The 23,269-nt window shown below is 72.7% G+C and carries 21 protein-coding genes and 2 tRNA genes; 11 read left to right on the top strand and 12 right to left on the bottom strand.

From position 1 onward, the window contains the following. Window positions 1–100: 100 nt before the first annotated feature. The 3 genes from WMF27_RS40780 to WMF27_RS40770 all read right to left on the bottom strand — a co-directional run bounded on the left by WMF27_RS40780 (window position 101) and on the right by WMF27_RS40770 (window position 4,645). Window positions 101–1,090, bottom strand: a complete 990-nt coding sequence (locus WMF27_RS40780) for a universal stress protein (RefSeq protein WP_437763502.1) — start codon at window positions 1,088–1,090, stop codon at window positions 101–103. Then, entirely contained in the window at window positions 1,084–4,143 is a 3,060-nt protein-coding gene (locus WMF27_RS40775) for a glycoside hydrolase family 65 protein (protein ID WP_437763503.1), read from the bottom strand. The genes WMF27_RS40780 and WMF27_RS40775 overlap by 7 nt, the downstream gene beginning before the upstream one ends. A gap of 88 nt (window positions 4,144–4,231) precedes the next feature. After that, window positions 4,232–4,645, bottom strand: a complete 414-nt coding sequence (locus WMF27_RS40770; protein WP_437763504.1) for a response regulator — start codon at window positions 4,643–4,645, stop codon at window positions 4,232–4,234. Between the two features lie 345 nt (window positions 4,646–4,990). Between WMF27_RS40770 and WMF27_RS40765 the strand changes: the two genes are divergently transcribed. Continuing rightward, window positions 4,991–5,653: a response regulator gene (locus tag WMF27_RS40765; RefSeq protein ID WP_044970202.1), complete on the top strand. Its 663-nt coding sequence runs from the start codon at window positions 4,991–4,993 to the stop codon at window positions 5,651–5,653. 49 nt (window positions 5,654–5,702) lie between these two features. On the opposite strand, the gene WMF27_RS40760 is transcribed toward WMF27_RS40765, so the two are convergent. Next, the gene (locus WMF27_RS40760) at window positions 5,703–6,329 is read right to left on the bottom strand and encodes a pentapeptide repeat-containing protein (protein ID WP_437763505.1); all 627 of its coding nucleotides are present in this window, start codon (window positions 6,327–6,329) and stop codon (window positions 5,703–5,705) included. A 53-nt stretch (window positions 6,330–6,382) separates the two neighbouring features. On the opposite strand from WMF27_RS40760, the gene WMF27_RS40755 reads away from it, so the two are divergent. Further along, window positions 6,383–7,267: an alpha/beta fold hydrolase gene (locus tag WMF27_RS40755; RefSeq protein WP_437763506.1), complete on the top strand. Its 885-nt coding sequence runs from the start codon at window positions 6,383–6,385 to the stop codon at window positions 7,265–7,267. A gap of 79 nt (window positions 7,268–7,346) precedes the next feature. Beyond that, window positions 7,347–8,156 carry an exodeoxyribonuclease III gene (gene xth / locus WMF27_RS40750; RefSeq protein WP_437763507.1) on the top strand — a complete coding sequence of 270 codons (810 nt, stop codon included), beginning with the start codon at window positions 7,347–7,349 and terminating at the stop codon, window positions 8,154–8,156. A 13-nt stretch (window positions 8,157–8,169) separates the two neighbouring features. Here the strand turns inward: xth and WMF27_RS40745 are convergent, their stop codons facing one another. Beyond that, complete coding sequence (locus tag WMF27_RS40745; protein WP_437763508.1) at window positions 8,170–9,222, bottom strand: penicillin-insensitive murein endopeptidase; 1,053 nt, start codon at window positions 9,220–9,222, stop codon at window positions 8,170–8,172. 366 nt (window positions 9,223–9,588) lie between these two features. Here WMF27_RS40745 and WMF27_RS40740 point away from each other — a divergent pair. Both WMF27_RS40740 and WMF27_RS40735 read left to right on the top strand, forming a co-directional pair. Next, window positions 9,589–9,662, top strand: a tRNA-Arg gene (locus WMF27_RS40740). Between the two features lie 79 nt (window positions 9,663–9,741). Then, window positions 9,742–9,814: transfer RNA gene (locus WMF27_RS40735), tRNA-Lys, on the top strand. A gap of 646 nt (window positions 9,815–10,460) precedes the next feature. Here the strand turns inward: WMF27_RS40735 and WMF27_RS40730 are convergent. Next, on the bottom strand, window positions 10,461–11,267 hold the full coding sequence (locus WMF27_RS40730; RefSeq protein WP_437763509.1) for an SDR family oxidoreductase: 807 nt from the start codon (window positions 11,265–11,267) through the stop codon (window positions 10,461–10,463). Between the two features lie 287 nt (window positions 11,268–11,554). Between WMF27_RS40730 and WMF27_RS40725 the strand changes: the two genes are divergently transcribed. Together WMF27_RS40725 and WMF27_RS40720 are read left to right on the top strand one after the other, a co-directional pair. Next, window positions 11,555–12,004, top strand: a complete 450-nt coding sequence (locus WMF27_RS40725) for a hypothetical protein (protein WP_437763510.1) — start codon at window positions 11,555–11,557, stop codon at window positions 12,002–12,004. A 167-nt stretch (window positions 12,005–12,171) separates the two neighbouring features. Beyond that, window positions 12,172–13,089: a cation diffusion facilitator family transporter gene (locus tag WMF27_RS40720; RefSeq protein ID WP_437763511.1), complete on the top strand. Its 918-nt coding sequence runs from the start codon at window positions 12,172–12,174 to the stop codon at window positions 13,087–13,089. A gap of 47 nt (window positions 13,090–13,136) precedes the next feature. On the opposite strand, the gene WMF27_RS40715 is transcribed toward WMF27_RS40720, so the two are convergent. Both WMF27_RS40715 and WMF27_RS40710 read right to left on the bottom strand, forming a co-directional pair. Beyond that, window positions 13,137–13,349, bottom strand: coding sequence for a hypothetical protein (locus tag WMF27_RS40715; protein ID WP_437763512.1), 213 nt, complete (start codon window positions 13,347–13,349; stop codon window positions 13,137–13,139). A gap of 143 nt (window positions 13,350–13,492) precedes the next feature. Next, the gene (locus WMF27_RS40710; RefSeq protein ID WP_437763513.1) at window positions 13,493–13,774 is read right to left on the bottom strand and encodes a hypothetical protein; all 282 of its coding nucleotides are present in this window, start codon (window positions 13,772–13,774) and stop codon (window positions 13,493–13,495) included. A gap of 215 nt (window positions 13,775–13,989) precedes the next feature. On the opposite strand from WMF27_RS40710, the gene WMF27_RS40705 reads away from it, so the two are divergent. Next, the gene (locus WMF27_RS40705; protein ID WP_437763514.1) at window positions 13,990–14,388 is read left to right on the top strand and encodes a phage holin family protein; all 399 of its coding nucleotides are present in this window, start codon (window positions 13,990–13,992) and stop codon (window positions 14,386–14,388) included. Window positions 14,389–14,406: 18 nt separating this feature from the next. Here the strand turns inward: WMF27_RS40705 and WMF27_RS40700 are convergent, their stop codons facing one another. Continuing rightward, window positions 14,407–15,132, bottom strand: coding sequence for a hypothetical protein (locus WMF27_RS40700; RefSeq protein ID WP_437763515.1), 726 nt, complete (start codon window positions 15,130–15,132; stop codon window positions 14,407–14,409). 354 nt (window positions 15,133–15,486) lie between these two features. Between WMF27_RS40700 and WMF27_RS40695 the strand changes: the two genes are divergently transcribed. Next, a complete protein-coding gene (locus WMF27_RS40695) occupies window positions 15,487–15,681 on the top strand; it encodes a hypothetical protein (protein ID WP_437763516.1) in 195 nt (64 codons plus the stop codon). Between the two features lie 67 nt (window positions 15,682–15,748). Next, window positions 15,749–17,164: a sugar porter family MFS transporter gene (locus tag WMF27_RS40690; RefSeq protein WP_437763517.1), complete on the top strand. Its 1,416-nt coding sequence runs from the start codon at window positions 15,749–15,751 to the stop codon at window positions 17,162–17,164. Between the two features lie 175 nt (window positions 17,165–17,339). On the opposite strand, the gene WMF27_RS40685 is transcribed toward WMF27_RS40690, so the two are convergent. The 3 genes from WMF27_RS40685 to WMF27_RS40675 form a co-directional block, all read right to left on the bottom strand. Beyond that, on the bottom strand, window positions 17,340–19,880 hold the full coding sequence (locus WMF27_RS40685) for a PAS domain S-box protein (RefSeq protein ID WP_437763518.1): 2,541 nt from the start codon (window positions 19,878–19,880) through the stop codon (window positions 17,340–17,342). 79 nt (window positions 19,881–19,959) lie between these two features. After that, window positions 19,960–21,906: a ferrous iron transporter B gene (feoB, locus tag WMF27_RS40680; protein WP_437763519.1), complete on the bottom strand. Its 1,947-nt coding sequence runs from the start codon at window positions 21,904–21,906 to the stop codon at window positions 19,960–19,962. After that, window positions 21,903–22,232 (bottom strand): FeoA family protein, encoded by a 330-nt coding sequence (locus WMF27_RS40675; protein ID WP_437763520.1) that lies wholly within the window; start codon window positions 22,230–22,232, stop codon window positions 21,903–21,905. Before WMF27_RS40675 ends, feoB begins: the two co-directional genes overlap by 4 nt. A gap of 544 nt (window positions 22,233–22,776) precedes the next feature. Between WMF27_RS40675 and WMF27_RS40670 the strand changes: the two genes are divergently transcribed. Then, complete coding sequence (locus WMF27_RS40670; protein ID WP_437763521.1) at window positions 22,777–22,995, top strand: heavy-metal-associated domain-containing protein; 219 nt, start codon at window positions 22,777–22,779, stop codon at window positions 22,993–22,995. Window positions 22,996–23,269 lie beyond the last annotated feature (274 nt).

Genomic DNA, 23,269 nt, shown 5'->3' with positions numbered 1-23,269 from the left:
TGGCGTGGAGCCCGCCCGGCGAGGCGCCCGCGCGCCGATCGAAGGCCGAGCGGGCGCCTCGCCGCCGCCCGGGCGCGCCACGCGTCACGTGGGGCGCGCGCTAGCGCCGCAGGACCAGCACGGGGCACGGCGCCCGAGCGAGCACGTCGCGGATGACGCCGCCATGGTGATCGGCGAGCTGCCCGTGCCAGACCAGCACCACGAGGTCGCTGGCCAGCTGCCAGGCGAGGCGCGCGATCTCCGCCGCCGGCTCGCCCTTGCCGAGGAAGAACCGCGTGGAGACGCCGTGGGGGCAGTGCCCGATCGCGCTCAGGAACCGGGCCAGGAACTCCTCGGTGAACGCGGGCCACTCGTGCTGGGGCTGGTCGACGTAGAGGGGCGCCACCATCGCGCCCGGCTCGAATGGCACAGGCGTCGAGACGGGCGGCCCCTCGTCCGCGGCCTCCCGCGGCGAGGCGCAGCCGACCAGCACGATGTCGAGCTCGGCGCCGAGCTTGCGGGCGACCTCCCCGACGGGCCTGATCGCGCTGGCCGTGCTGGGGGTCCCGTCGAGCGGCAGCAGGATGCGCTGTAGCCGCGGCGGAGAGGGCTCCTCACGGATGACGAGGACGCCGAGCGCGGCGGACTCCAGCGCGCGCGCCGCGAGCTGGCCGACGCCGAAGTGCGGGTCCATGGGCTCGTCCGCGTGCGAGGCCACGATCACGAGCGCGGTCCCGCAGCTCGCCACGGCTGAAGCGAGCGCGCCGGCCGGATCGTCGCTCGCCTCGACGTCCAGCACCATGCCCTGCAGCGCCTCCGGGGCGATCCCGAAGTGGGCCGGCACCTCGCTCGCGTCGATCGGCTCCGTGGAGAGGCACAGCCCGCGCAAGGGGGCCCCGAGCCCGTGGGCGATGAGCCGCCCGAGCGCGACGGCGCCGAGGTGGGCGCGGCGGCCGTGGAGCGCGACGACCACGCTCCTGCGCTGCAGGCCGCTCTGCGGCGGGCGCTCGTCGGCCTCCTCGAGCGCCTCGTGGGGCAGCTCGGCCGGGGGCGCCGGCCCGGGCGGCGCCTCGATCCCGACCGGAGACCCGTCGCGTACGGCGCTCAGCATGGCGTGACCTCCTCCCATGGCGTGACGCGGCCGCCCAGCCGCGTCGCATAGCGGCGGCCCGGCTCCGCCAGCACGGCGCAGGCGGGCGCGCCCGCGTCGAGCAGGCAGATTGGCAGCGGCGCGCTCCCCTCCAGCGCGACCTCGACCGCCCCGTCCTCCACGTGGATCTCGAGGGCGCGGCCTCGCCAGGCGATCGGGATCTTGACGTGCCGCCAGCCCGGCAGGAGGTGCGGCTCGATCCCGATCGCCTCGTCCTCGTCGGGGCCCGGCGGCGCGTGGGGGAGCGCCTCGGAGAGCGCGCTCCGCGGCACGCGCGTGACGCCGGCCACGCCGAACGCGACGGCTTGCCAGAGGCCGCCCATGGCGGCGATGTGCACGCCCCCGGCGGCGTTGCCCATCGTGTTGCCGAGGTCGATGTCGGCGGTCTGCTCGAAGTAGCGCTCGGCGTGGGCGTGGAGATCGAGCCGGGCGGCGACGAGCGCGTGGGCGCTGGGGCTCAGCGAGCTGCCGTGGGCGGTGCGCGGCTCGTAGTAGAGGAAGTTGTCGCGCCGGGCGCCCGCGGGCACCGCGCTCCAGAGCAGCGCGATGAGCTGCACGACGTCCGCTTGCTTCACCACCTGGCAGGCCTGCGTCCGCTCGCGCCCGAGCAGGACGTCGATCGGCGCGCTGCGCACGGCGTAGTCGGCGATGGAGAACGGCGCGAGGCCGAAGTAGCCCGCGAACTGCTCGATCAGGCCGGTCTGCGGGTCGATCCCGAGCAGCAGGCGGCACGCGACGTCGCACCAGTGGCCGGGCTCGTCGGGGCGGAGGTCGAGACGCGCGAGCACGTCCGCGCGCGCGACGTTGCGCCGGACGAGCGCGGCGGCGACGCGGAGGTTGTGCCGCGCCATCCAGTTCGTGAACGCGTTGTCGTCCACGGTCTCGTGGTACTCGTCCGGCCCGATCACCCGCCGGATGTGGGCGTGGCCATCCGGCCCGAGCTCGGCGCGGCTCGCCCAGAAGCGCGCCGTCTCGATCAGGATCTCGGCCCCCTCGCCGCGCTGGAAGTCGAGATCGCCGGTTGCGCGGGCGTACGCGTGCGCCGCGTACGCGATGTCGGCGCTGATGTGGTGCTCCTGCTCGCCGGAGAGCACCCGGGCCACCTCGCCGAACGGCGTGACGACGAGCGCCGGCGTCGTCTCGTCGCCCGTGTCCGCCGACTCCCACGCGTAGAGCGCGCCCTCGTAGCCGAGCGCCTTCGCCTTGCGGCGCGCGCCGGCGAGGGTGCGGTGCCTGTAGAGGAGCAGCGCGCGGGCGGCCTCGGGGTAGCAGTGCGTGTAGAACGGGACGAGGAAGGTCTCGGTGTCCCAGAAGACGTGGCCGCGGTACGCCTCCCCGCTGAGCCCGCGCGCGCCGATCGAGCAGCGCGGGTCGTCCGGGTTCGCGGCGCCGATGAGGTGGTACAGGGCGAACCGGAGCGCCCGCTCGATCCTGGGGGCGCCGTCGATCTCGACGTCGGCGCGGCGCCATCGCTCCGCCCACGCCCGCGTGTGCTCGCCGAGCACGTCGGCCATGGCGCGGCTCGACAGCTCGTCCTGGAGCGCCTGGCCCGCCTCGCGCGGCGTGGGTGTGTCGCGCGACGTGTGCAGCGTCGTCGTCCGGAAGAGGCGGCGCCGCTCGGCGACGCGGACGCCGACGTCGCAGCGCTCGGCGATGGATCGCGCGCCGGTGGTGCGCTCGCATCGCGCGCCCTCGAGGGCCTCGAGCGGGGGTGAGCTCTCCGCGGCCTGCTCCGGGAGCTCGCGCAGGTGCGAGGTCATCGCGGTCACGAGCCCGCCGTGCGTGTGCCCGACGAGCAGCAGGCTCTTCGCGCCCGCGTCCGCCGCGAAGCCGGCCCAGTGCGCCGCGCCGCTCGCGCTCTTCACGTCGCCGCTCAGGATCGCGTCGACGCGGATCGTCCCGGTGAAGTTGAGGGGGGCGATGCTGAGCGCTTCCATGAGGACGTGGCGGTTCGCGAGCGACGCCGCGTGGAGCGTGTGCAGGTGCGTGAGGTGGCCTCCCTCGCCGCGCCGCAGGGCCTCGCGCAGCAGGACGCCCCGCCGCATGTCGAGGGCGCGGCGGTGGTGCAGCACGCCGCTCGTCTCCGCGGAGAACGACTCGCCCTCGATGGCGACGCTCAGCCGGCCCCAGTCGGGGGCGATGACGAGCTCCGGCACGCGGCTCACGTCGGCCGAGGGCTCGAAGGCGCCGGCGATGAACGTCGCCGGCCGCGACACGCTCGACCCCTCCGGCAGCGACGCGCGCGAGCCGAGGTAGCCGTTGGCGATCGCGAGCAGCGACTCGATCTCGTGCTCGCGCGCGACGTCGAACCCTGGCTCCTCAATGATCCACGCGGCGTCCCGGGGCGCCGCGAGCGAGCCGAGCTCGCTCTCGAGATCCCGCTGGAGCGCGAGGATCTCGTGGAGCCGCTGCGCGCTGGCCGTCGCATGGACGGCGCCCGCGAGCTCCGGCGCGCCGCGGAGGCCGCGCGCCGCTCCGGCCGTCGCGCCGTCGGGTGATTCGCGTGGTTCGCGTGATTCGCGTGGTTCGCGTGGTTCCGGCGAGATCGCGAGCCGATCGTGCGGCTCGATGCGGAGGGGCGCGATCACCTGAGCGAGCAGCGCGGCGACGGCGGAGCGCCCGTCCGGCTCCGCGCGGGCGGCGAGCGCGACCGCGGCGCCGCGGCGATCGAAGCCGTGGAGCTCGGCGCCCTCGAGCGCGCCGAGGAAGAGCCGCCTGCGGTTCTCGGCGCGCACGCCGCGAGCGAGCCGCCGCGCGAGGTGGGGCATGGCCTTGTCGGCGAAGAGCGCCACGCGCACCCCCATCGCGAGCAGCGCGTCGAGCAGCGCCGCGGCGCCGTCGACCGCCTCCCCGAGGAGGCCCGCGTCGATCGCGATGAAGCGGAAGCGGTGGTGCAGCTCGGCCGGCAGCTTGATCGCGGCCGCCGGCGCGTTCGCGACGGCGGGGCTGCCCGATCCGCCTCGCGCGAGGACGGCTGGCTCGGTGGCGCTGTCTTCTACAAGCAGCGACGACATCCTCGGCTTCTCCTGGGGGCCAGGGGACGCGAGGAGCGTGCCGCCGCGCCTGTGCGGGCCGGGATCGGGGGGCCGCGGCGCCGGTGCGCTAGCGTTGCACGGCGCCGGCTAGGCGCTCGAGCACGACGAGGAGCCGGTCGACGTCGAAGGGCTTCGCCAGCACACCGGCCACGGCGCCGCGAATGTTGGGCTCGTTCACGCCGGAGAGCAGGAGGACGGGCACCTCGACGCCCGCGGCGGCGAGCGCGGCGAGGAACTCCTCGCCGGTCATCTCGGGCATCACGTAGTCGAGCAGGACCGCCCGCGGCCGCGCGCCGCGGGCGAGGCGATCGAGCGCCTCCAGCGGCCGCGTGAAGCCCTGAACGCGGTAGCCCTCGTCGGAGAGCAGGTCGAGCAGCGACTCGACGAGCGCGGGGTCGTCATCGACGACGAAGATCTCCGCGGGCGCGCGCGGCGAGGGCGAGGTGGCGGCAGGGCCGGGAGCGGGGACCGGCGAGCTCATCGTATTTCCCTGGATCGCTGGCCATTCCGGCGCATGAGGCGCGCGGAGGATACCAGACGGTTGCCGCGACCGCATGCGCAGGCCGCTCTGGGCGCATCGTTGCACCTTCCGTCACGTCCACCGTTGCGCATTCCACGTCGCGCGGATCTCCGTCGAGCTCCGAAACTCGCTCAGGACGGAGTTTTCCTCATCAATTGGGCTTGCCGCCGCGCCGCTCCTTGCAGATCGTTGAGTACCTGATACCCCTGTAAGGTTCCTCCCAGGACGACCCGAGCAGCTTGACTTGAACTGCTCACGGGTATCGAATTGTGGTCTGAAGGACACTCCAATCCCCCTGTGGTCATCATGGCGGAAACCCCTGCTAGCAAGCTGCACATCTATCTGATCGACGATCACCCGGTCGTTCGCGAAGGCTTCGCTCGAGCGCTCTCGGACGAGCCCGACATGGTCGTCGTGGGCCAGGCCGGGACGGCGGCCGACGCCCTGCGCGAGACGGCGAGCTGCAAGCCGGACGTCGTGCTCGTCGATCTCAACATCCCCGACCGGGACGGCATCGAGCTCCTCGGGGCGCTGAGAGCGCAGCTGCCGCAGGCGAAGCTCCTCGTGCTGAGCGGCTATGACGACGAGTTCCGCGTCGCCGAGGCGCTCCGCGCGGGCGCGCAGGGGTATCTCGTGAAGACCTCGAAGCTCGAGGAGGTCATCGAGGGCATCCGCCGGATCGCGACCGGGGGAGCGCCGCTCTCCTCGAGCATCGCGGGGGCCGTGGTGCGCGCGATGCGCAAGCCGGCGAGCGAGGGCTCCGGTGGTCTCGACGCGCTGACGCCGCGCGAGCGCCAGGTCCTGCGGCTGCTCGCGGCCGGCGTGTCGACGCGCGAGACGGCCGCGCGGCTGACGATCAGCCCGAAGACGGTGGAGACCCACCGCGTGCGCATCTACGCGAAGCTCGGGTGCAAGAGCGCGGTCGAGCTGACCCGCATCGCGGTCCGCACCGGGCTCATCGAGGCGTAACCACCTGCGGCCGCGCGGGGCGCTGCCCGCTCGCTCCGCGGGTGGGGCGCTACGGTTTCCGCTCCTTTCTCGGCTTCTTCGGCGGCACTTCCTTCTCGATGGCCCTCGGGGCCTGGCTCGCGCGTGATCGCTCCTTCGCCTCCTCGAGCAGGCGATCGATCCGCACTCCGTCGATGGTGAGCCCGTCGATCGCGCAGCCGACGATCTCGACCTCGCGGAGGTCCGACCCCTCGAAGCGAGCGCGGCGCAGGCTCGCGTCGGACCAGCGGGTCGCGGCGGCGTCGGCGTCGTCGATGCGCGCGCCGGCGAGCGAGACGTCATCGAGCGAGGCGCCGGCGAGGGTCGCGTTGTGAAGGCGCGCGTCGCGCAGGTCGACATCGTCGAGCTCGGCCTCCGCGAGCGAGACGTTGTGCAGGCGCGCGTTGCGCAGGTCGACATCGTCGAGCTCGGCCCCGGCGAGGGTCGCGTTGTGCAGGCGCGCGTTGCGCAGGTCGACATCGTCGAGCTCGGCCCCGGCGAGCGAGACGTTGTGCAGGCGCGCGTTGCGCAGGTCGACATCGTCGAAGCTGGCCCCGGCGAGCGCCGCGCCGTGAAACCGCTCGGGCTTCGCCGGCTGGATGCCCTCGTCTTCCGTGGCGTCCGCGCTCGGCGGCGCGATGGGGGGCTTCTTGGCCATGGGTCCATGCTAGCGCTAGGCGCAGGCCGCGCGCTCGCGCGGTCCGGAGAGCCATGAACGCACACGACGGCTTCGTGCCCCACCACGCCCTCGTCTCCGCCCCCTCCGCGGCGCCTGCCCGCTGGATGCTCGTGCTGCACGGCATCTTCGGCTCGGGCGCCAACTGGCGCACCTTCATCCGACGCCTCGCCGAGGCCCAATCCGCCGGGGGCGCGCCAGGCGCAGCCGCCCGGCCGTGGGGCTTCATCCTTGTCGACCTGCGGGCCCACGGCATGTCGCAGAGCCCGCCTGCGCCCCACACGATCGCGGCGGCCGCGGAGGATCTGCTCCGGCTGGGCGACCGCCTCGGCCTCGATATCCGCGGCGTGATGGGCCATTCGTTCGGCGGCAAGGTGGCGCTCGCCTACCTCGAGCGCCGGCCGACGGGGATCGAGCGCGGCTTCCTCCTCGACGCCGATCCGAGCGCGAGGCCCGCCGGCGAGAGCGGATCGGAGAGCCCCGGCGTGCTCGAGATGCTCCGCGCGATCCCGCAGCCGATCCCGTCGCGCGAGGCGTTCCTCGAGGCGGTGCACGCCGCCGGGTTCAGCCGCGGCATCGCGGACTGGCTGGCGATGAACGTCCGCCGCGAGGGCGACGGCTTTCGCATCCGGCTCGACCTCGACATCCTGGACGCGCTGCTCGCCGACTATTTCGCCCGCGATCTGTGGCACGTCCTGGAGGACCCGCCGGCGCCGGCCGGCCCGGGCGTGGAGCAGCGGCGCATCCACGTCGTGCTCGGCGGCAAGTCCAAGTCGATCTCGCCGGCCTCGCGCGGCCGCTTCGAGGCGCTCGCGGCGCGCGCGCCCTGGGTCTCGGTCCACGTCCTCCCGCGCGCCGGCCACTGGCTCCACGTCGACGATCCGGAGGGCCTCTTCGACGTGATCCGGGCGGCCTTGTGATCGGGCGGCGTGGACCCCGCGCGTGCCCCTGGACCAGGCTTCCCGCCCGGCTCTTCATCCGCTATCGCCCGGAGGACCTATGCGCATCGCGTCCTGGAACGTGAACTCCATCCGCACGCGGCTCGAGCAGCTCACGAGCTGGCTGGTCCGCGCCGCGCCCGACGTCGTTTGCATGCAGGAGACGAAGGTCGAGGACGGCAGCTTCCCCGAGGCCGCGCTCTCCGAGGTGGGCTATCGCTCGGTCATCTTCGGCCAGAAGTCCTACAACGGGGTCGCGATCGCCGCGCGCTTCGGCCTCTCGGTCGACGACGTGAAGAAGGGCCTCGACGGCGATGAGCAGGACGTCGCCCGGCGGATGCTGGCGGCGACGATCGAGGGGATCCGGGTCATCAACGTCTACGTGCCCAACGGCCAGGCGGTGGGCACGCCGGCCTTCGCCTACAAGCTCGCGTGGCTGGGGCGGCTGCGGAGCGAGCTCGACGCCCGCTACCGCCCGGATCAGCAGATCGTGATCTGCGGCGATTTCAACGTCGCGCCCGAGGCGATCGACGTCGCCGAGCCGAAGAAGTGGGAGGGGCAGGTGCTCTTCCATCCGGACGAGCGGGCCGCGCTGGGCCGCCTGACGGAGTGGGGGCTCGTGGACGCGTTCCGCGCCTGCCACCCCGCCAAGGAGGCGTACAGCTGGTGGGATTACCGGATGGGCGCGTTCAGGCGCAACAAGGGCCTCCGCATCGATCTCGCGCTGGTGACGCGCCCGCTCGCGGCGCGGTGCACCGATGTGTGGATCGACACGCGCCCGCGGGAGCTCCAGCGCCCGTCCGATCACGCGCCGGTCGTGGTGGAGCTCGCGGACGACGCCGCGCCGCCCGGGGCTGCGCCGGCGGCCTGAGCGCGGGCGGACGTCAGCGGGAAGGCACGCCGTAGATGTCCGGTTCCGTCGCCGCGGGCGCCGCGGAGTCGAGGGCCTTCTTCGCTTCCTCGGCGGCGCACGCGGGGCGGGCCAGCGACTCCTCGATGCAGGCGCCGCGCATCGACGGGGGGCACATCACGCGGATGTGGAAATGGTCGTTGTGCAGGTCGGCGTCCCTCGGGCTCATCATCGCGGCCGCGGCCCGGGCCCGGAGGTCTGCCGGGACGCGCTTCTTCGCGGCGTGCGCGAGCAGCCGCGCCCGCAGCGCGTTGGTCACGAAGAGGTATTTGACGCCCGCCTGCCGGTCCTCGAGCAGCGCCTGGACGAGCGCCCAGTTGCGCGCGTCGTCGAACCGCGCGCCCGGGAGGCCGATGGCGTTGCCCTCGTCGTCGAACGCCACGAACCGGTCCGTGCGGAGGTTCTTTCCCTTCGAGTTGACGACGTAGAAACCGACGTCGGCGTCGCGCCCCGTCTGGTGGGAGTTGTGCCCGTCGAGCGCGCCGCCCGTCCTGGCCGAGAGGTCGCCGACGAGCAGCGCGGAGTCGCCGTGCTTCTTGGCCACCTGGAAGGCGGCGCGCCGCAGGGTCTTCACGAGCACGGGCAGCCCCCATGTCCTGGCGCCCTCGCGCGTCTTGAGGTGCCTCGACGATCGGAGCCGCACGGCGCCGGTCAGCCGCCCGCGGTTGGGAGCGCCCTTCGACAGCGGCTTCCGCTCGTCGGCGCCGGCGGCGGTGCCGCCGCGCGCTGCGCGGGAGGCGTCATCGCGTTTCGCCGCGCGCTTCTTGCCGGCGCGCTCCTGGGCCTTCTCCTTGGATCGCGCGCTGCGCGCCGCCCGCGACTCGCCTTCGCCGCCGACCGAGCTCCGCCGCGCGGCGCGGCGCTCATTCTGCCGGCTCTTGCCCGGCTGCTGCTCGGCCGCGGCCGGCTGCGCGCCCGCGGCGGGGGCGCCCTGGGCCGGCGCGGCGAGCGAGAGGGCGAGGAGGAGCGCGGCGATGGGGCCTCGCGACGCGAGGCAGCGCCGAGAGAGCGGGCGGAGCAGCGGCATGGCGGAGCGGACCCTACCTTGCGGCGCCGCGGACAGAGAACTTCTTTCACAGCCGGCCGGGCAAGGCGCAGCCGCGCCGGGACCAGGAGAGCAGGAGGCAGCCGCCCCGGGCCCGGCGCCGCCGTGTCGGCCCAGGCGCGCCCGGGAGGGCGCGCCGCTGGCTGGCCGTGGCCGCGCGGCAGGTGCTGGTAACACGGCGGTGCGCCTCACGGGGAAGGAGCCCGGATGTACCCGGCGCGCGCGTCCGCCCTGGCTCGGCGGCAGGGGCGGCCTAAAAATTGCGCATCATGTTGCTACAACGCCTTGACATATCGCCGCCGGTGCGGTTAGAAGCGTTCCGCGAGCCCCGCCGAGGGGCGCGCAGGAGCGCCCGTAGCTCAGCTGGATAGAGCGTCGGACTTCGAATCCGAAAGTCGCCTGTTCGAATCAGGCCGGGCGTACCGGGCTCAACGGGCGACTCAAGCGTTCCGGCGAGATCCCGGGAGCCGTTCCAGGTTCAGTCGGTTTGACAATTCACTCGGGCCATTAGCTCAATTGGTAGAGCAGTGGACTCTTAATCCATTGGCTGAAGGTTCAAGTCCTTCATGGCCCACCCGAGATGATTGAGGAAGCCAGCCCGAGAGGCTGGCTGGGACAGCCGGGACAACGGCTGGTTCAGGTGGTTGAGAGCCCGGCGCCCGTGGGTCGCCGGGCTTTTGGCGTTCTGGGCTGCTCTTTTGCCGGCCCGCCCGCTTCGGCACACGAGCGGCGCGGTGTCAGGGGCGCTGCTTGCCGATCTGCGGAGGCAGCTCGTGGCGAAGCTGCCGACAGTCACGAGAGCGTCCTCGAGGGCTCGATCGCGGTGAGAGCGAGGTCGGCGGTGACGGGCATCGGCTGAGCCTCCCACGCGGAAGCGGGACGCCTCCGGGGTTCGTCCCTCGAGCGCAGACCGCCGTCGCTCGCCCCGCTGAGCCGTGCCCGACCTTTCTCGCGTTCGGACCTACGCCGATCGAGCGACCCGGCGGGTCCACCGTCGCGGCTCGTCCGAGGCGAGGCGCCCGGCTCTCACCATCGGGGGGAAAGACTACCCGATGCCCCTCTCTGCCGACTTCGGTATGCCGACCACCGCTTCGCCGAGGCCGAGAAGAAGCTCGCCTTGGCGACGTGGCGGTTCCCTTCCCCGGCCGGCTTCCCGCAGCAGTGCTGGCCAGGCGCGTGCGGGGATATCGAGCCGGCGTGAGGCCTGTGCGCCGCGCGCCTCAGCTCCTCTTGACGGCGAAGCCGGCGAACGCCTGCATCACGGGCATCAGCTCCAGCCGGTTCACGTTGACGTGCTCCGGGAGCATCGCGCACCATACGACGGACTCGGCGATGTCCTCGGCCGAGAGCGGCTTCACGCCGCGGTACACGGCGGCGGCCTTCTCCTGGTCTCCCTTGAAGCGCACCACCGAGAACTCCGTCTCCGCCATGCCGGGCTCGATGTCTGTGACGCGCACCCGACTGCCGAGGATGTCGGAGCGCAGGTTCAGCGAGAACTGCGCGACGAACGCCTTGCACGCGCCGTAGACGTTGCTCCCGGGGTACGGCGTCTCCGCGGCGACCGAGCCGATGTTGATGATGTGCCCGCGGTCGCGCGCCACCATGCCGGGCAGCAGCGCCCGGGTGCAGTAAAGCAAGCCTTTGACGTTGGTGTCGATCATCTCCTCCCAGTCGTTCAGATCGGCCTCGTGCGCCGGCGACAGCCCGAGCGCGCCGCCTGCGTTGTTGACCAGCACGGTCACCTCGGAGAACTCGGGCGGGAGCTCGGCGATGGCCTTGTCGACCGCGCCGCGGTCGCGGACGTCCAGCCGGATCAGGTGGATCGCCGGCGCGCGCGTGCCAGCCTGGCCGGCGATGCGGCTGTCCGAGAGCTCCGCCGCGAGCGCCTCCAGGCGCTCGTAGCGGCGGGCGGCGAGGACGAGGCGCGCGCCCAGGCCGGCGAAGCGCCGGGCGATGGCGGCGCCGAAGCCGGAGGAGGCACCGGTGATGAAGACGATGGGAGGCTGAGCCGTCGTGGTGGCACTCATTGCGATGTCCTGGGCGGAGCTATATCAGCTGTGCGCGCGCCGAGCGACCTCCGGCGCCCTCGGGCCGCGCGCCCGGGCCGCCGGACATCCTCCTGGAACAGCGCGGTCGCGCGGCCGTGGATGTGCTCGTCTCTCCGCCACCCGTCGATGCACATCCCACCTCGGCACGTCGCTTGCTGAAATTACCACGATGCGGCCGAGAGGCTGTGGCACCGGCCAGCCCGAACGCGACGCCCTACGGGGGCAGCGGGGCCGCCATGAAGCAGAGAGGCGATCGAGGTGGCGATATGAAGCACGTTGACATGGGACGGCGGATCGGCGGCCGGCTAGGGCTCACGCTCGGTCTTCTCGCGAGCATGGCGCTCGCGGGCTGTGGCGGCCCGAGCGAGCAGACCATTCAGGGCACGCGGCTCGCGCCCGGCGCCGATGCGCACATCACCGCGGACATCGACTCCGACGCCGCGACCACACGGCTGCTGGTGGACGTCGTTCACCTCTCGCCGCCCGAGCGGATCGAGGCCGGCAGCACGCACTTCGTCGTCTGGCAGCGCCCGAGCCCCGAGTCCCCGTGGAAACGGGTCGGAGTGCTCGACTACAATGCTGACAGCCGAAGAGGCAAGCTGGCCCAGATGAGCGTACCGCATGCCAACTTCGAGCTGCTCATCACCGTCGAGAAGGAGAGCAGCCCCCGCTCCCCATCGTCTGCCGTCATCATCGGGCCGACATCGATCGGGTAGCCGGCAGCCCTAGCCCCCAGCCTCGACGGCCTTACATCAAGCCTGCGCGCTCCTCCAGCGACGGTCGCGCCCGCGCGGCCGCCGCGTCGACAGGGCTCTACCTTCACGACTTCACGATAGGAGGGCGCCTGGCGCGACCTGCACATCGCTGGAAGGATCGGCGCCGCATGAGGGAAGAGTCGAGGCTCGCCATCTATGGCGCCATCGGCGCCAACGTGGCGATCGCAGCGGTCAAGTTCATCGCCGCCGCGGTGACCGGCAGCTCGGCGATGCTCTCCGAGGGGGTGCACTCTCTCGTCGACACCGCAGACGGGCTCCTCCTCCTGCTCGGCAAGCGCCGGAGCGCCCGCCCGGCCGACGCCGATCATCCGTTCGGCCACGGCAAGGAGCTTTACTTCTGGACGCTGATCGTCGCCCTCATGATCTTCGCCGCGGGCGGCGGCATCTCGATCTACGAAGGGATCTTGCACATCTTGCGCCCGCGCCCGATCGAGGATCCGACGTGGAACTACGTCGTCCTCGGCGCAGCGGCCATCTTCGAGGGAACGTCGCTCGCCATCTCGGTCCACGACTTCAAGAAGAAGGCCGGACAGGGCTACCTCGCGGCGATGCGATCCAGCAAGGACCCGACGACGTTCACCATCGTCCTGGAGGATTCCGCGGCGCTCGCCGGGCTCGCCATCGCCTTCCTCGGCGTCTGGCTCGGGCACCGCCTGGAAAACCCCTACCTCGACGGCGCGGCGTCGATCGGCATCGGCCTCGTGCTCGCGGCGGTCGCGATCTTCCTCGCACAGCAAAGCCGTGGGCTCCTCGTGGGCGAGAGCGCGGACAGGGATCTCCTTGCCGCGATCCGCGCGCTCGCCAAGGCGGATCCTGGCGTGGCGGAGGTGGGGCGACCGATGACGATGCACCTCGGTCCGCACGACGTCCTGGCCGTGCTGTACATCGAGTTCGACCCCGCGCTCACGGCCTCCGGGGTGGCGGAGGCGATCGAGCGGATCGAGGCGCGGACACGGAGCCAGCGACCCGAGGTGAAGCACATCTATGTCGAGGCCAGGTCGTTCCAGAGGCGCGCAGGGCCATGACGCGCCCGTGGAGAGGCCGCTCGCAGCCTCCATGGTGAGTCCCGGCGTCACCACCACATGCGCCGGCGTTTGCGGCGTGAGCTCACCGCCACCGCCGCGACACCGCCCAGGGCGAGCACGGCCGCCGCGACGACGGCGACGCGCCAGGCCGCGTGCTCTGCCTCGCTCTCGGCGCCGCGGAGCCTCGCCCTCGCCGCGACGAGGTCGCCCGCGAGCCGCTGCTTGCTGTGCTCGATCTGCTCGGCCGGGCCCGCGGGCACCGCGGAAGCTGCGCCGGCGCCGACGTGACCTCGTTCGCTGAGGGGACGGGCGACCCTCTCCTCGTCGAATAGGACTGCAGCGGATGGTTCCATGTCTCCCGCGCTGCAACCGCCGTTCCTCGCCAGCGCATCGCACAGCAGCGCTAGGTCGCCCCCGCCTGCCGCGCCTGCTTCCGATGCCGGAGGGCGATCCAGAGCCCGGCGGCGTTGTTGACCACCAGCGCGGCGTTCAGGGCGGTGAACACCCAGTTCTTCACGAGCAGGCTGTAGATGAGGTTTCCAGCCGTCCCGGCGATCGCGGCGATGAAGAAGACCAGGGTGTACTTCTCCGATTTATCCTTCTCGCCCTTCCACTCCCTGTAGGTCTGTGACCCGAAGGTCACGAGGAGCAACAGGGAGCTTATCCAGCCGACGACATGCTTCATCGAGGGTTCCCGTGATCGGTTACCAGGTGAGCCGTGATCGGCGACGCCCGCGAGCTCGGATCGCGAGCTCGACCCTGGGCGGCGTGCGACATCCGTGCCGCCCCGCCGCGCTGCGTGCCCCCGGCGCGCCTTCGGGCGGGCGCGGCGCGCGCGGGCGCAGACAATGCATCCCGGGGCGCGCCGGGCGCGTGCTCACGCCGGCAGGGAGAGCCCGTATGCAACAACAGCCATCCATCGGTCCATCACCAACCGATCGCAGCGCGCAGGACCTCGCCGCCGACGCGGTCCACGAGGCGAAGAGGCTCCTCGGCGCGGAGCTCGCGCTCGCCAGGCGCGATCTCCGCCGGTCGGCCGCGGCCCTCTCGCGCTCGGCGATCGCGTTCGGCGTCGCGGGCGTCGCGGGGCTCGCCGGCATCGATGCGCTGATGGTGTCGCTGGCTGTGGGGCAACGCCGCAATCACCCGGCGCGCTCGACCGCCGTGGGGCTCGGGCTGCTCGCGCTCGCGGCCGCCGCGGCGCTCGTGGGGCGGCGGGCGCTGCCCGGCAGCCCGCTGCCGATCGCCGCGCGCATCGCATCGGACCTCGAGGACGTCGCCCAGCGCGTGGTGGGGTGAGGCGAGCGTCGCCCCGGCTCAGCGCCGGAGCGCCGCGGCCGCGCGGCCGGAGACGGCCGAGCCGCTCGTGACGATCGCCGACCCCAGCGCGAGCAGGGCGACGAGCGTGAGCACCATGGGATAGATGCCGACCAGCGCGAGGATGCCGAGCACGACCGTTCCGGCGCCGACGAGCGACTGCAAGCCGGCGGCGGCCATCGCCGCCTGACGAGCGACGTGGGCGAGGTGCATGTGCGCGCCGCGCGCGTCGAGCGCGCCGAGGTCCGCCGTCGCGCCGCCGCTGAGCAGCAGCGTGCCGCCAAAGACGATCACCGCGACCGACGTCAGCGTCCCGGGGGCGAGCCCGAGGAGCGCGAGGATGCCGAGCACGATGCCCGCCGCGCCGCCGACGAGCTCCGCGCCCATGCCGCCGCCGAGCTCGGCGCGCGTGTCCCACTCGACGGGGGCCGTGGTCCGTGTCAAGGCGCCGAAGCGCGACGCGATCGCGCCGCCGTGCGCGATCAGCGCGGCGCCGAAGACGATCGTGGCGATCGAGGTGAGCTCTCCCGGCATGACCCCGGTCAGTCCAAGGATGGCGAGGACGATCGCCCCCGCGCCGCACACCACCTCGGCGAGCGAGCCGCCGAGCACGATCCGCGGCGCCTCCCGCTCCTCCTCTGGCCTGCGCCGCGCGCCCGATATCGGCGCGATCGGGCTCTCCTGCTGTGTAAACCGTTCACGTTCCTCGGGTCCTAGCGTCTGCATGATTCCCCCATCCTGTGGCGTGGCCGCGCCGCGGCTACGCGCCTCTGGCTTGCATGTTCTGCGCCCCGCTGCGGCGATCCGGGTCCACGGGCTCATCGGTCCGCTGCCGCACGTCGAACGGGCCGAAGCGCTGCTCGATCGCCGCGGCCGATGACAGCGAGGCGTCGCGCCACCAGGTTCCCCCGCGGTCCTCGGGCAGCGCAAACCTCGTGCACTGTCGGAAGGAGCAGCGGCGAACGCCAGGGGAACGAGCAGGCGAGAGGCGCCGGCCGGCGGCCCGAACAGCCGCGCGGGAGCGCCCGTGAACGAACGCTCGTCCGAGGTACATGCCCAGCGTCAGGAGGAGATAGAAGCATGCTGCATCTCGAGCTCAGCGAGCGCGAAGCGGATGACACAAGGACGGCCCTCTCGACCCGGCTCGTGGGGATGCGGGACGAGCTGGTCCACACCGACGATCGAGCCTACCGGGCGGACCTGAAGGCGACGATCGAGCGGCTCGAGGTGGTGCTCGGCCGCCTCGAGGCGATCGTGGCAGCGGCGGCGCCGTAGCCGGTCATGCCCGTGCGCGTCGACGCGCCGGGGCGGCCGGCGGCACGGTTCGTGGTTCACCGGGGGCATGGCAGAGCCCGCGGAGCAGCAGGGGGATGAACGCGGCGAAGAGCCCCTCTCGACGTTACGGATCGCCCTGATCGCGTCCGTCGCCGCGCTGGGAGGCTTCCTGTTCGGGTTCGACACCGCCGTGATCAACGGCGCTGTCGGCGCGCTGGAGAGGGTATTTACAGCGCACCCGGGGGTCGTGGGCCTGTCCGTGTCCTCGGCGCTGCTCGGCGCGGCTGCCGGCGCGGTGCTCGCGGGCAGGCTGGCCGACCGTTACGGCCGGACGCGGACGATGATCGCGACCTCCCTGCTGTTTGTCGTCAGCGCGGCGGGCTCGGGGGCGGCGATCTCGCCCTGGGACTTCAGCGCGTGGAGGGTGCTCGGCGGCATCGCCATCGGCGCGGCCAGCGTCGTCGCTCCCGCCTACATCGCGGAGATCGCGCCGGCCCACCTGCGCGGCCGCCTCGGATCGCTCCAGCAGCTCGCGATCGTGCTCGGCATCTTCGTCGCCCTGCTCGGCGATTACGCCATCGCGACGTCCGCGGGCTCGGCGACGAGCCCGTTCTGGCTCGGGGCACAGGCCTGGCGATGGATGTTCTGGAGCGCCGTCCCACCGGCGGTCCTCTACGGGCTCGGCGCGCTGCTGATCCCCGAATCCCCGCGCCACCTCGTGGCGAAGGGGCGTGTGGACGAGGCGCTCGTCGTGCTCCGTGGCCTCCTCGGCGCGTCCGCACAGGCGAAGCTCGTCGAGATCCAGAGGACGCTCTCGTCCGAGCGCCGGCCCAGGCTCGCGGATCTGCGGGGGCGCGCTGGGCTGCTCCGCATCGTCTGGATCGGCATCGGCCTCTCGGCGTTCCAGCAGCTCGTGGGCATCAACGTCATCTTCTATTACTCGAGCGTCCTCTGGCAGGCGGTCGGGTTCTCCGAGCGAGGCTCGCTTGTCATCACGGTCATCACCGGCGTCACGAACATCGTGACCACCCTCGTCGCCATCGCGACCGTCGACCGCGTCGGGCGCAGGCCGCTGCTCATCGCGGGATCCATCGGCATGACGCTGACGCTCGGCGCCATGGCGGCCGTGTTCGGCGCCGCGGGCCAGGACGCCGCGGGCAACCCCGTCCTGACGGGCGCCGCCGGCCCCGCCGCGCTGCTCGCCGCCAACCTGTATGTCTTCTGCTTCGGGGCGTCCTGGGGCCCGGTGACCTGGGTGCTGCTCGGCGAGATGTTCGAGAACCGCATCCGCGCCCTCGCCCTCTCGATCGCGGCCGCCGCGCAATGGCTGGCGAACTTCCTCGTGAGCGCGACCTTCCCCGCGCTCAAGACGGCCGGCCTGGGCATCGCCTACGGGCTCTACACCGCCGCCGCGGCGGCCTCGCTGGTGTTCGTCGTCGCCTTCATCCCCGAGACGAAGGGCAAGGAGCTCGAGGAGATGTGATGTGCGCCCGCCTGGCGAGAGGAGATGTGTGTCAGCGAGGCGCGGCTGCCTCGAGAACATCCGCGGGCGGCGCGCGACTCCGTGGCATCTGTGAAGGAGCGGCAAAAGGCCGTCGCGATCTCTCCTGATGGCTGTCTCGAGCGGCACGGCAGCGCGTCAGGCCCGCGCTTCGTCGCTACGCCAGCGGCAGCGTGAACTGGAAGGTCGTCTTCCCGGGCGCGCTCTCCGCCCAGATCCGCCCCCCGTGGGCCTCGACGATCCCCCGCACGATGTAGAGCCCGAGGCCCAGCCCGGCGGCGCCTCCTGCCTTCGCCTCGCGCGTCCGGTAATAGCGGGTGAAGAGCCTCGGCACCTCGTCCGGCGCGATGCCCTTCCCCTCGTTCTCGACCGCCACGGACACCTCGCCGCTCCGCCGTTCCACGGCGATCCTGATCGGCGTCTCGGGCGCGCCGTACTTGGCCGCGTTGGACAGCAGGTTGGTGAGCACCTGCTCCAGGCGCCCGGGATCGGCCAGGAGCGGCGGGACCCCGTCCAGCACCTCGACGTCGACCCGATGCCCCCTCGTCGCGTCGGCCGTCCGCTCCACCGTCGCGCGGATGAGCGCCGGCAGATCCACCTCGACATGCCTGAGATCCAGCCGATGCGACTCGAGGCGGGAGACGTCGAGCAGATCGTCGATCATCCGGTTGAGCTGCATCGCGCTGGCCCGGATGTGCTGCGCCCTGTCGCTGGACTGCGGCTCCGTCGCGAGCCGAGAGGCCTTGAGGAGGATCGTGGTGATCGGCTGACGCAGATCATGAGCGATGATGCTGGTCCACTCCTCGCGCATGCGCGCGAGCTCCTTCAACGCGCTGATGTCCTCGCCGGCGACGATGGCGCCCGTGATCTTCCCCGCGCTGTCGTGGATCGGCGCGGCGGCGGTGAGGAAGGTTCCGGACGAGCCGTCCGCCTTGGTCACGAGGAGCTCTTCGCCGAGGATCGTCTCGCCGCGCATCGCCCGGCTCGACGGCAGCTCGTCCAGCAGGAGGGCGGTGCCGTCCGGGCGCCGCACGCGACCGACGCACTGCTCCCGCTCCTCCGCGCCCCCGATGAGATCTCGCGCGTGCGGGTTGGCGATCAGGCGCTCTGCGCCGCTCCGATCGACGAGCAGGAGCGGGACGGGCGCGCTGTCGAAGACGGTTCGCAGCGTCCTCCGCTCGGCGTCCAGCTGCGCGAGCAGGCGCTCCCGCTCCTCCTCGGCCTGCTTGCGCGCCGTCACGTCCTCGACCTGGGCGATGTAGTGGATGGGCTCGCCCTTCTCGTCACGCACCACGGACGAATGGAGGACGACGTGGATGGTCGTGCCGTTCTTGTGGATGTACCGCTTGGCGAGCTGATAACGCGGGATCTCACCCCGGCGCAGCCGCTCGACCAGGCCCATGTCGGTGTCCACGTCGTCGGGGTGGGTGATGTCCTGGAAGCGGAGCCGCGAGAGCTCGTCGGCCGCGTAGCCCACGATCTCGCAGTAGACGTGGTTGACGCGGACGAACCCTCCGCCGAGCCCGACGATGGCCATGCCGATGGGCGCGTTCTCGAAGGTGAGCCGGAAGTCCTCCTCGCTCTCGCGGAGCGACTGCTCCATCTGCCTGCGCTCGGTGATGTCCCGCCCCTCGGGGATGAGCATCACGACCCTGCCACGGTCGTCGGTGATGGGCCGGATGGAGAAATCGATGAAGCGCCGCCCGGTCGCTCCGTTCACGTAGATCTCGTCTCGCACGAGCCGGCCCGCCGCGGCCTCGGCGACGGCGGCGCGGATGCGCTCCCGGTACTCGGGGCTCCACCCCGTCAGCTCCCAGAACGGACGGCCGATCGTCTCTGCCTCCGTGGCCCTGCAGAACTCGAGAGCGGTGCGGTTGTTCTCCAGGACGAGGCCCTCCGGCGAGAGCAGGCCGATGAACTGGAGGGCCCCGTCGAAGATCGCCCGAAAGCGCTCCTCTCTCTCCCGGAGCGCCCTCGCCAGGTGACTCGCGCGCCGGAGCTCCCGGGCCATGCGGTCCGAGGTCCGTGCGCTCCCCTCGCGCGCGAGGGCGCTGTCCAGGCCGATCGCGAAGAGCGCGGCGAGCGCGCCGAGATCGACGCCGGCGCAAGGGGGAGGGTGGGGCAGGCAAAACGAGAGGACACCGAGGCAGCGATCGCGGACGCGGAGGGGCATCGAGACCGCGCTCCATGCGTCGGTCCGCGCGCAGAGCTCTCGCGTCATGGACGGACCCGGATCGAGCGAGCGCGCATCGCTCATCACCTGAACCCGACCCGAGCTCGCCGCCCATTCATCGAGCAGCGGCGCGCCCCGCGCCACCCGCGCGAGGCAGAGGCGGATGTCGGCGGGCACGTGGCGGTGGGAATGCAGCCCGAGCTCGCCGGTGTCCTCGGAGGTCAGAAGCAGGTAGGCAGCGCGAGCGCCGAGCTCCATCGCCTGGTCGAGCAGGAGCGCAGCGAGCTCGTCGAGATCGGCCGCGCGCGCCATGCGGGGCGCCGCGCGCGCCATGAGCTCGCCCGGCGCCGGGTAAACCTCGCGGCGAGCGCATGGGCTGAGAGAGGCCGCGCAGGCGACCTCCTCGTCGCTGCCGATCGACGCCGCGATCTCTTCTGCCGATAACGTGGCCCCCACCGGAATTGACCGATTGTTGCATGAGAGCCGCGCCGCCTGAAGGGTCGCCACGGTCAGGTCCCTCGGCATGACTTCCTCGAATACCGATCTGTTCCTGCTCGCCAAGGCTGGGCTCGCCGGCGCGCGCCGCTCCCTGAGCGGCGCCGCCTCACGGCATCCCGAGCAGCCCGCTCCCCTGGTAGACGACGAGCGCCGCGACGTACGCCGCCGCGTAGGTGTAAGCGAGGACGAACGCCGGCCAGCGCCACGACTTCGTCTCGCGCCGGATCGCCGCCACGGTGCTCATGCACTGGCAGGCCAGGACGAAGAACGCGAGCAGCGCGAGCCCGGTGCGCGACGAGTATGCGAGCGCCCCGTCCGGGCGCCTCGCCTCGCGGATCTGCTCGGCGAGCGGCGCGGGCTCGTCGTCGGCGTCCTCGACGCCGAAGATGACTCCCATCGTCCCGACCATGACCTCGCGCGCGCCGAACGAGCCGATGAGGCCGACGTTGATGCGCCAGTCGAACCCGAGCGGCGCGGTTACCGGCTCGAGCGCGCGCCCCACGCTGCCGGCGATGCTCGACTCGAGCGACGTCGCCGCGCTCTCGGCCGCGGCGGCCGGGGGCCCCTCGGGCGCGGCGCCCGGCATGGGGACCTTCAAGAGCACCCACAGCACGGCCGAGACGGCCAGGATCACGGTCCCGACGTCGCGCGTGAACCGCCACGCCGCCTGGCCCGCCTTGCGGACCACGAGCCGCGGCTCGGGGCTGCGGTACGCCGGCATCTCGAGCACCATCGGGAGCGAGCGCCCGCGGGTCGCCGTGCGCCGCAGCACGAGCGAGGCGACGAGCCCGGAGAAGATGCCGGAGACGTAGAGCGCGACGAAGAGCAGCGCCTGCACCCAGGCGCCGTGGGCCGCGAAGAAGGTCGTCAGGAGGAGCGCGTAGGTCGGGATCCGCGCCGAGCAGGCCATGAGCGGCAGGACGAGGATCGCCGTGAGCCGCTCGCGCGGGTCGCGCAGGATGCGCGTGGCGTGCACGGCGGGCACCGCGCACGCGTGCCCCATCAGCAGCGGGAGGAACGCCCGGCCGCTGAGCCCCATCAGCTGGAGCAGGCGGTCGACGAGGAAGGCGCCGCGCGCGAGGTACCCGCTCGCCTCGAGCAGCTCCATGGCGATCGTGAGGATCACGATCTGCGGCATGAAGGCGAGCACCGTCCCCGCCCCGCCGAGCAGGCCGTCGACGACGAACGAGGCGGCGAGCCCCCCGCCGAGGGCGCGGGACACGAGGCTGCCGAGCTCGCCGATCGCCGCGTCGAGCGCCTCGGTGGCCGGGGTGGCCACGAGGAACACGGCGGCGAAGAGGAGCGCCATGAGCCCGAGGAACAGCACCGGGCCGGCCGCCGGGTGGAGCAGCACGGCGTCCGCGCGCGCGGTGAACGTCCTCCGTCGCTCCGCGGCGGCGTCGCGGCGCGGCGGCTCGACGTACACGGCGCGCGCGACCTCGTCCGGATCCCACGCCGCGGCGCCGGGGGGCTCCACGGCGCCCGACGCGATCGCGTCGAGCCGCGCGGCCGCCGCGTCGAGCACCACGCCCCGCGCGTCCGGGTCCCTCGCGCTCACGAGCAGCACGGGCAGGCCGATGGCGCGCTCGAGGGCGCCGACGTCGAGCCCGCGCCCCTCGCCCTCGAGCACGTCGCGCTGCGTGGCGACGACGAGCGGGGCGAGCCCGCGCCGCACGAGCTCGCGCGTGAGCCGCAGGCCGAGCGCGAGCTGCGTGGCGTCCACCACCTGGACGACGAGGCGCGGCCGCTCGCCCTCGCCCGTGCGGTCGAGGAAGCGGCGCGCGACGCCCTCGTCCGTCGCCGGATCGACGACGGCCTCGATCGAGTAAAGCCCGGGGAGATCCGCGATCGTCGCGACGGCCCCGCCCGCGAGGCGGACGTCGGCCGTGAGGATGTCGACCGTGATCCCTGGGAAGTTGCCGACGTGCGCGCTGCCGCCTGTCAGCCGGTTGAACAGCGACGACTTGCCCGAGTTCGGTCGCCCGAGCAGCGCGATGAGCGGCCGCTCTGCCGACGTCGGGAGGCGCTCCGTGCCTGCATGGCAGGCGGTCATCCGCCCCGCCTCTGCGAGGGCAGGGGCGCCACCAGGATCGAGCGCGCGAGCGCCGCGTTGATCGCGAGCTCCCCGCCCGACCCGGTGCGCACGTGGAGCGGCCCGCCGAACGCCGCGCGCCGGATCGACGTGAGCGTCTGGCCGGGGCCGATCCCCATCGCACCGAGCCACGCGGCGAGCTCGGCGTCGAGGCCGACCTCGACCACGATCACGCGCTCGCCGGCGCGCACCTCCGAGAGCGGACCCGCAGGAGCTGCGGCGCCGGCGTGCGCCGGGGCATCCGCGCCGGCCACGCTGCCGGACGAGGCCACATCGGGGAAGGTCACGTCAAATTGGGGAGGAACGCTGGAAACCATGGGTCCTGCCAGATTTTGAAAATCAATTTCAAATCTGCACCCATTGTGAACGGGTTCGGCCGGGATGTCGAGCGTCTCTCGACCCGCTGCCGTGGCGACGGGCCGCTCTGGCGCGGCGGCGACGCCTGTTCTCCTGTTCCTGCCCAGGTGGCCAACCCTTCCGCGTCCTGGAGATGGCCGCGCCGCTCCTCGCTCCGGGGCCCGGCGCACCCTCGATCCGCTCTCCGGAGAGCGGTCGCCGCGCGCCGGCCGAGGCCGCGGAGCGGAGCGCGCGAAGCGTTCGGGTCGGGCGAGCCATCCGATTCACCGGGCAGCGGCGGAGCCTCGGCCAGAGCGACGGCGGCCCGCGGATTGTCCTCCAAGGGTCCCTTCTACCATGGGCGCGCGCATGGGCGCGCGACGCGAGCGCCTCGCGGTCCTCCATCGCAGACCCGCCGCTGCGCGGGGTGTAGTGGACCCCGACGGCTGCGTCTCCGAAGGTGAGCGGCCCGTGGGTCGCCGAAAGGAAGACGCCATGAAAGAGACCATGCTCCAGGTGGACGGGGTGAGCTGCCCGTCCTGCGTCCGCCACATCGACAGCGCGCTTCGCGAGCTCGGCGGCGTGGCCAAGGTGGACGTGCGCCTGCGCGAGGGCGCCGTCGTGGTGCAGCACGATCCGTCGAGCGCGCCCGTTGCCGCCCTCGTCGAGGCCGTGCGCGGCGCCGGCTACGGCGTGCGCCCGCGCGCCGCCTGAACGCGCGCGGCGCGCGATCCCGTGACAGCGCGTCGCGCCATGAGATCTCCCATGCCGCGCTCGACGCTGCAGTGAAATATTTACCGGTTAATCCAAGCGGGGGCCGGCCCGCGCATGGGGCCGTCTCCGCGAGCTCCGAAGCGCGCTCGCCCCCTCGGGCATCGCGGCCCCGCGGCGCCCTTCGAGGCGCTGGACAATGAACCGATTAAGTGGTTTCCTGTCCGCGCTTCCCGCGTGCCTCGGGCCATGTCGCAGGAGTCGTTTGTGGGCCCCG

This window comes from Sorangium sp. So ce281 (assembly GCF_051527395.1).
Classification (GTDB): Bacteria; Myxococcota_A; Polyangia; order Polyangiales; family Polyangiaceae; genus Sorangium; species Sorangium cellulosum_B.
The sequence above is the reverse complement of the archived record's forward strand: the minus strand, read 5'-3'. Positions and strand labels throughout refer to the sequence as shown.

What these genes read in the sequence shown, in the direction of transcription:
- feoB (WP_437763519.1), bottom strand. Translation starts at nt 21,906, where the DNA reads ATGACCGCCTGCCATGCAGGCACGGAGCGCCTCCCGACGTCGGCAGAG.
- WMF27_RS40670 (WP_437763521.1), top strand. Translation starts at nt 22,777, where the DNA reads ATGAAAGAGACCATGCTCCAGGTGGACGGGGTGAGCTGCCCGTCCTGC.
- WMF27_RS40730 (WP_437763509.1), bottom strand. Translation starts at nt 11,267, where the DNA reads ATGAGTGCCACCACGACGGCTCAGCCTCCCATCGTCTTCATCACCGGT.
- WMF27_RS40760 (WP_437763505.1), bottom strand. Translation starts at nt 6,329, where the DNA reads ATGGCCAAGAAGCCCCCCATCGCGCCGCCGAGCGCGGACGCCACGGAA.
- WMF27_RS40770 (WP_437763504.1), bottom strand. Translation starts at nt 4,645, where the DNA reads ATGAGCTCGCCGGTCCCCGCTCCCGGCCCTGCCGCCACCTCGCCCTCG.
- WMF27_RS40765 (WP_044970202.1), top strand. Translation starts at nt 4,991, where the DNA reads ATGGCGGAAACCCCTGCTAGCAAGCTGCACATCTATCTGATCGACGAT.
- WMF27_RS40775 (WP_437763503.1), bottom strand. Translation starts at nt 4,143, where the DNA reads ATGTCGTCGCTGCTTGTAGAAGACAGCGCCACCGAGCCAGCCGTCCTC.
- WMF27_RS40690 (WP_437763517.1), top strand. Translation starts at nt 15,749, where the DNA reads ATGGCAGAGCCCGCGGAGCAGCAGGGGGATGAACGCGGCGAAGAGCCC.
- WMF27_RS40700 (WP_437763515.1), bottom strand. Translation starts at nt 15,132, where the DNA reads ATGCAGACGCTAGGACCCGAGGAACGTGAACGGTTTACACAGCAGGAG.
- WMF27_RS40720 (WP_437763511.1), top strand. Translation starts at nt 12,172, where the DNA reads ATGAGGGAAGAGTCGAGGCTCGCCATCTATGGCGCCATCGGCGCCAAC.
- WMF27_RS40725 (WP_437763510.1), top strand. Translation starts at nt 11,555, where the DNA reads ATGAAGCACGTTGACATGGGACGGCGGATCGGCGGCCGGCTAGGGCTC.
- WMF27_RS40695 (WP_437763516.1), top strand. Translation starts at nt 15,487, where the DNA reads ATGCTGCATCTCGAGCTCAGCGAGCGCGAAGCGGATGACACAAGGACG.
- WMF27_RS40745 (WP_437763508.1), bottom strand. Translation starts at nt 9,222, where the DNA reads ATGCCGCTGCTCCGCCCGCTCTCTCGGCGCTGCCTCGCGTCGCGAGGC.
- WMF27_RS40685 (WP_437763518.1), bottom strand. Translation starts at nt 19,880, where the DNA reads ATGCCGAGGGACCTGACCGTGGCGACCCTTCAGGCGGCGCGGCTCTCA.
- xth (WP_437763507.1), top strand. Translation starts at nt 7,347, where the DNA reads ATGCGCATCGCGTCCTGGAACGTGAACTCCATCCGCACGCGGCTCGAG.
- WMF27_RS40705 (WP_437763514.1), top strand. Translation starts at nt 13,990, where the DNA reads ATGCAACAACAGCCATCCATCGGTCCATCACCAACCGATCGCAGCGCG.
- WMF27_RS40755 (WP_437763506.1), top strand. Translation starts at nt 6,383, where the DNA reads ATGAACGCACACGACGGCTTCGTGCCCCACCACGCCCTCGTCTCCGCC.
- WMF27_RS40780 (WP_437763502.1), bottom strand. Translation starts at nt 1,090, where the DNA reads ATGCTGAGCGCCGTACGCGACGGGTCTCCGGTCGGGATCGAGGCGCCG.
- WMF27_RS40710 (WP_437763513.1), bottom strand. Translation starts at nt 13,774, where the DNA reads ATGAAGCATGTCGTCGGCTGGATAAGCTCCCTGTTGCTCCTCGTGACC.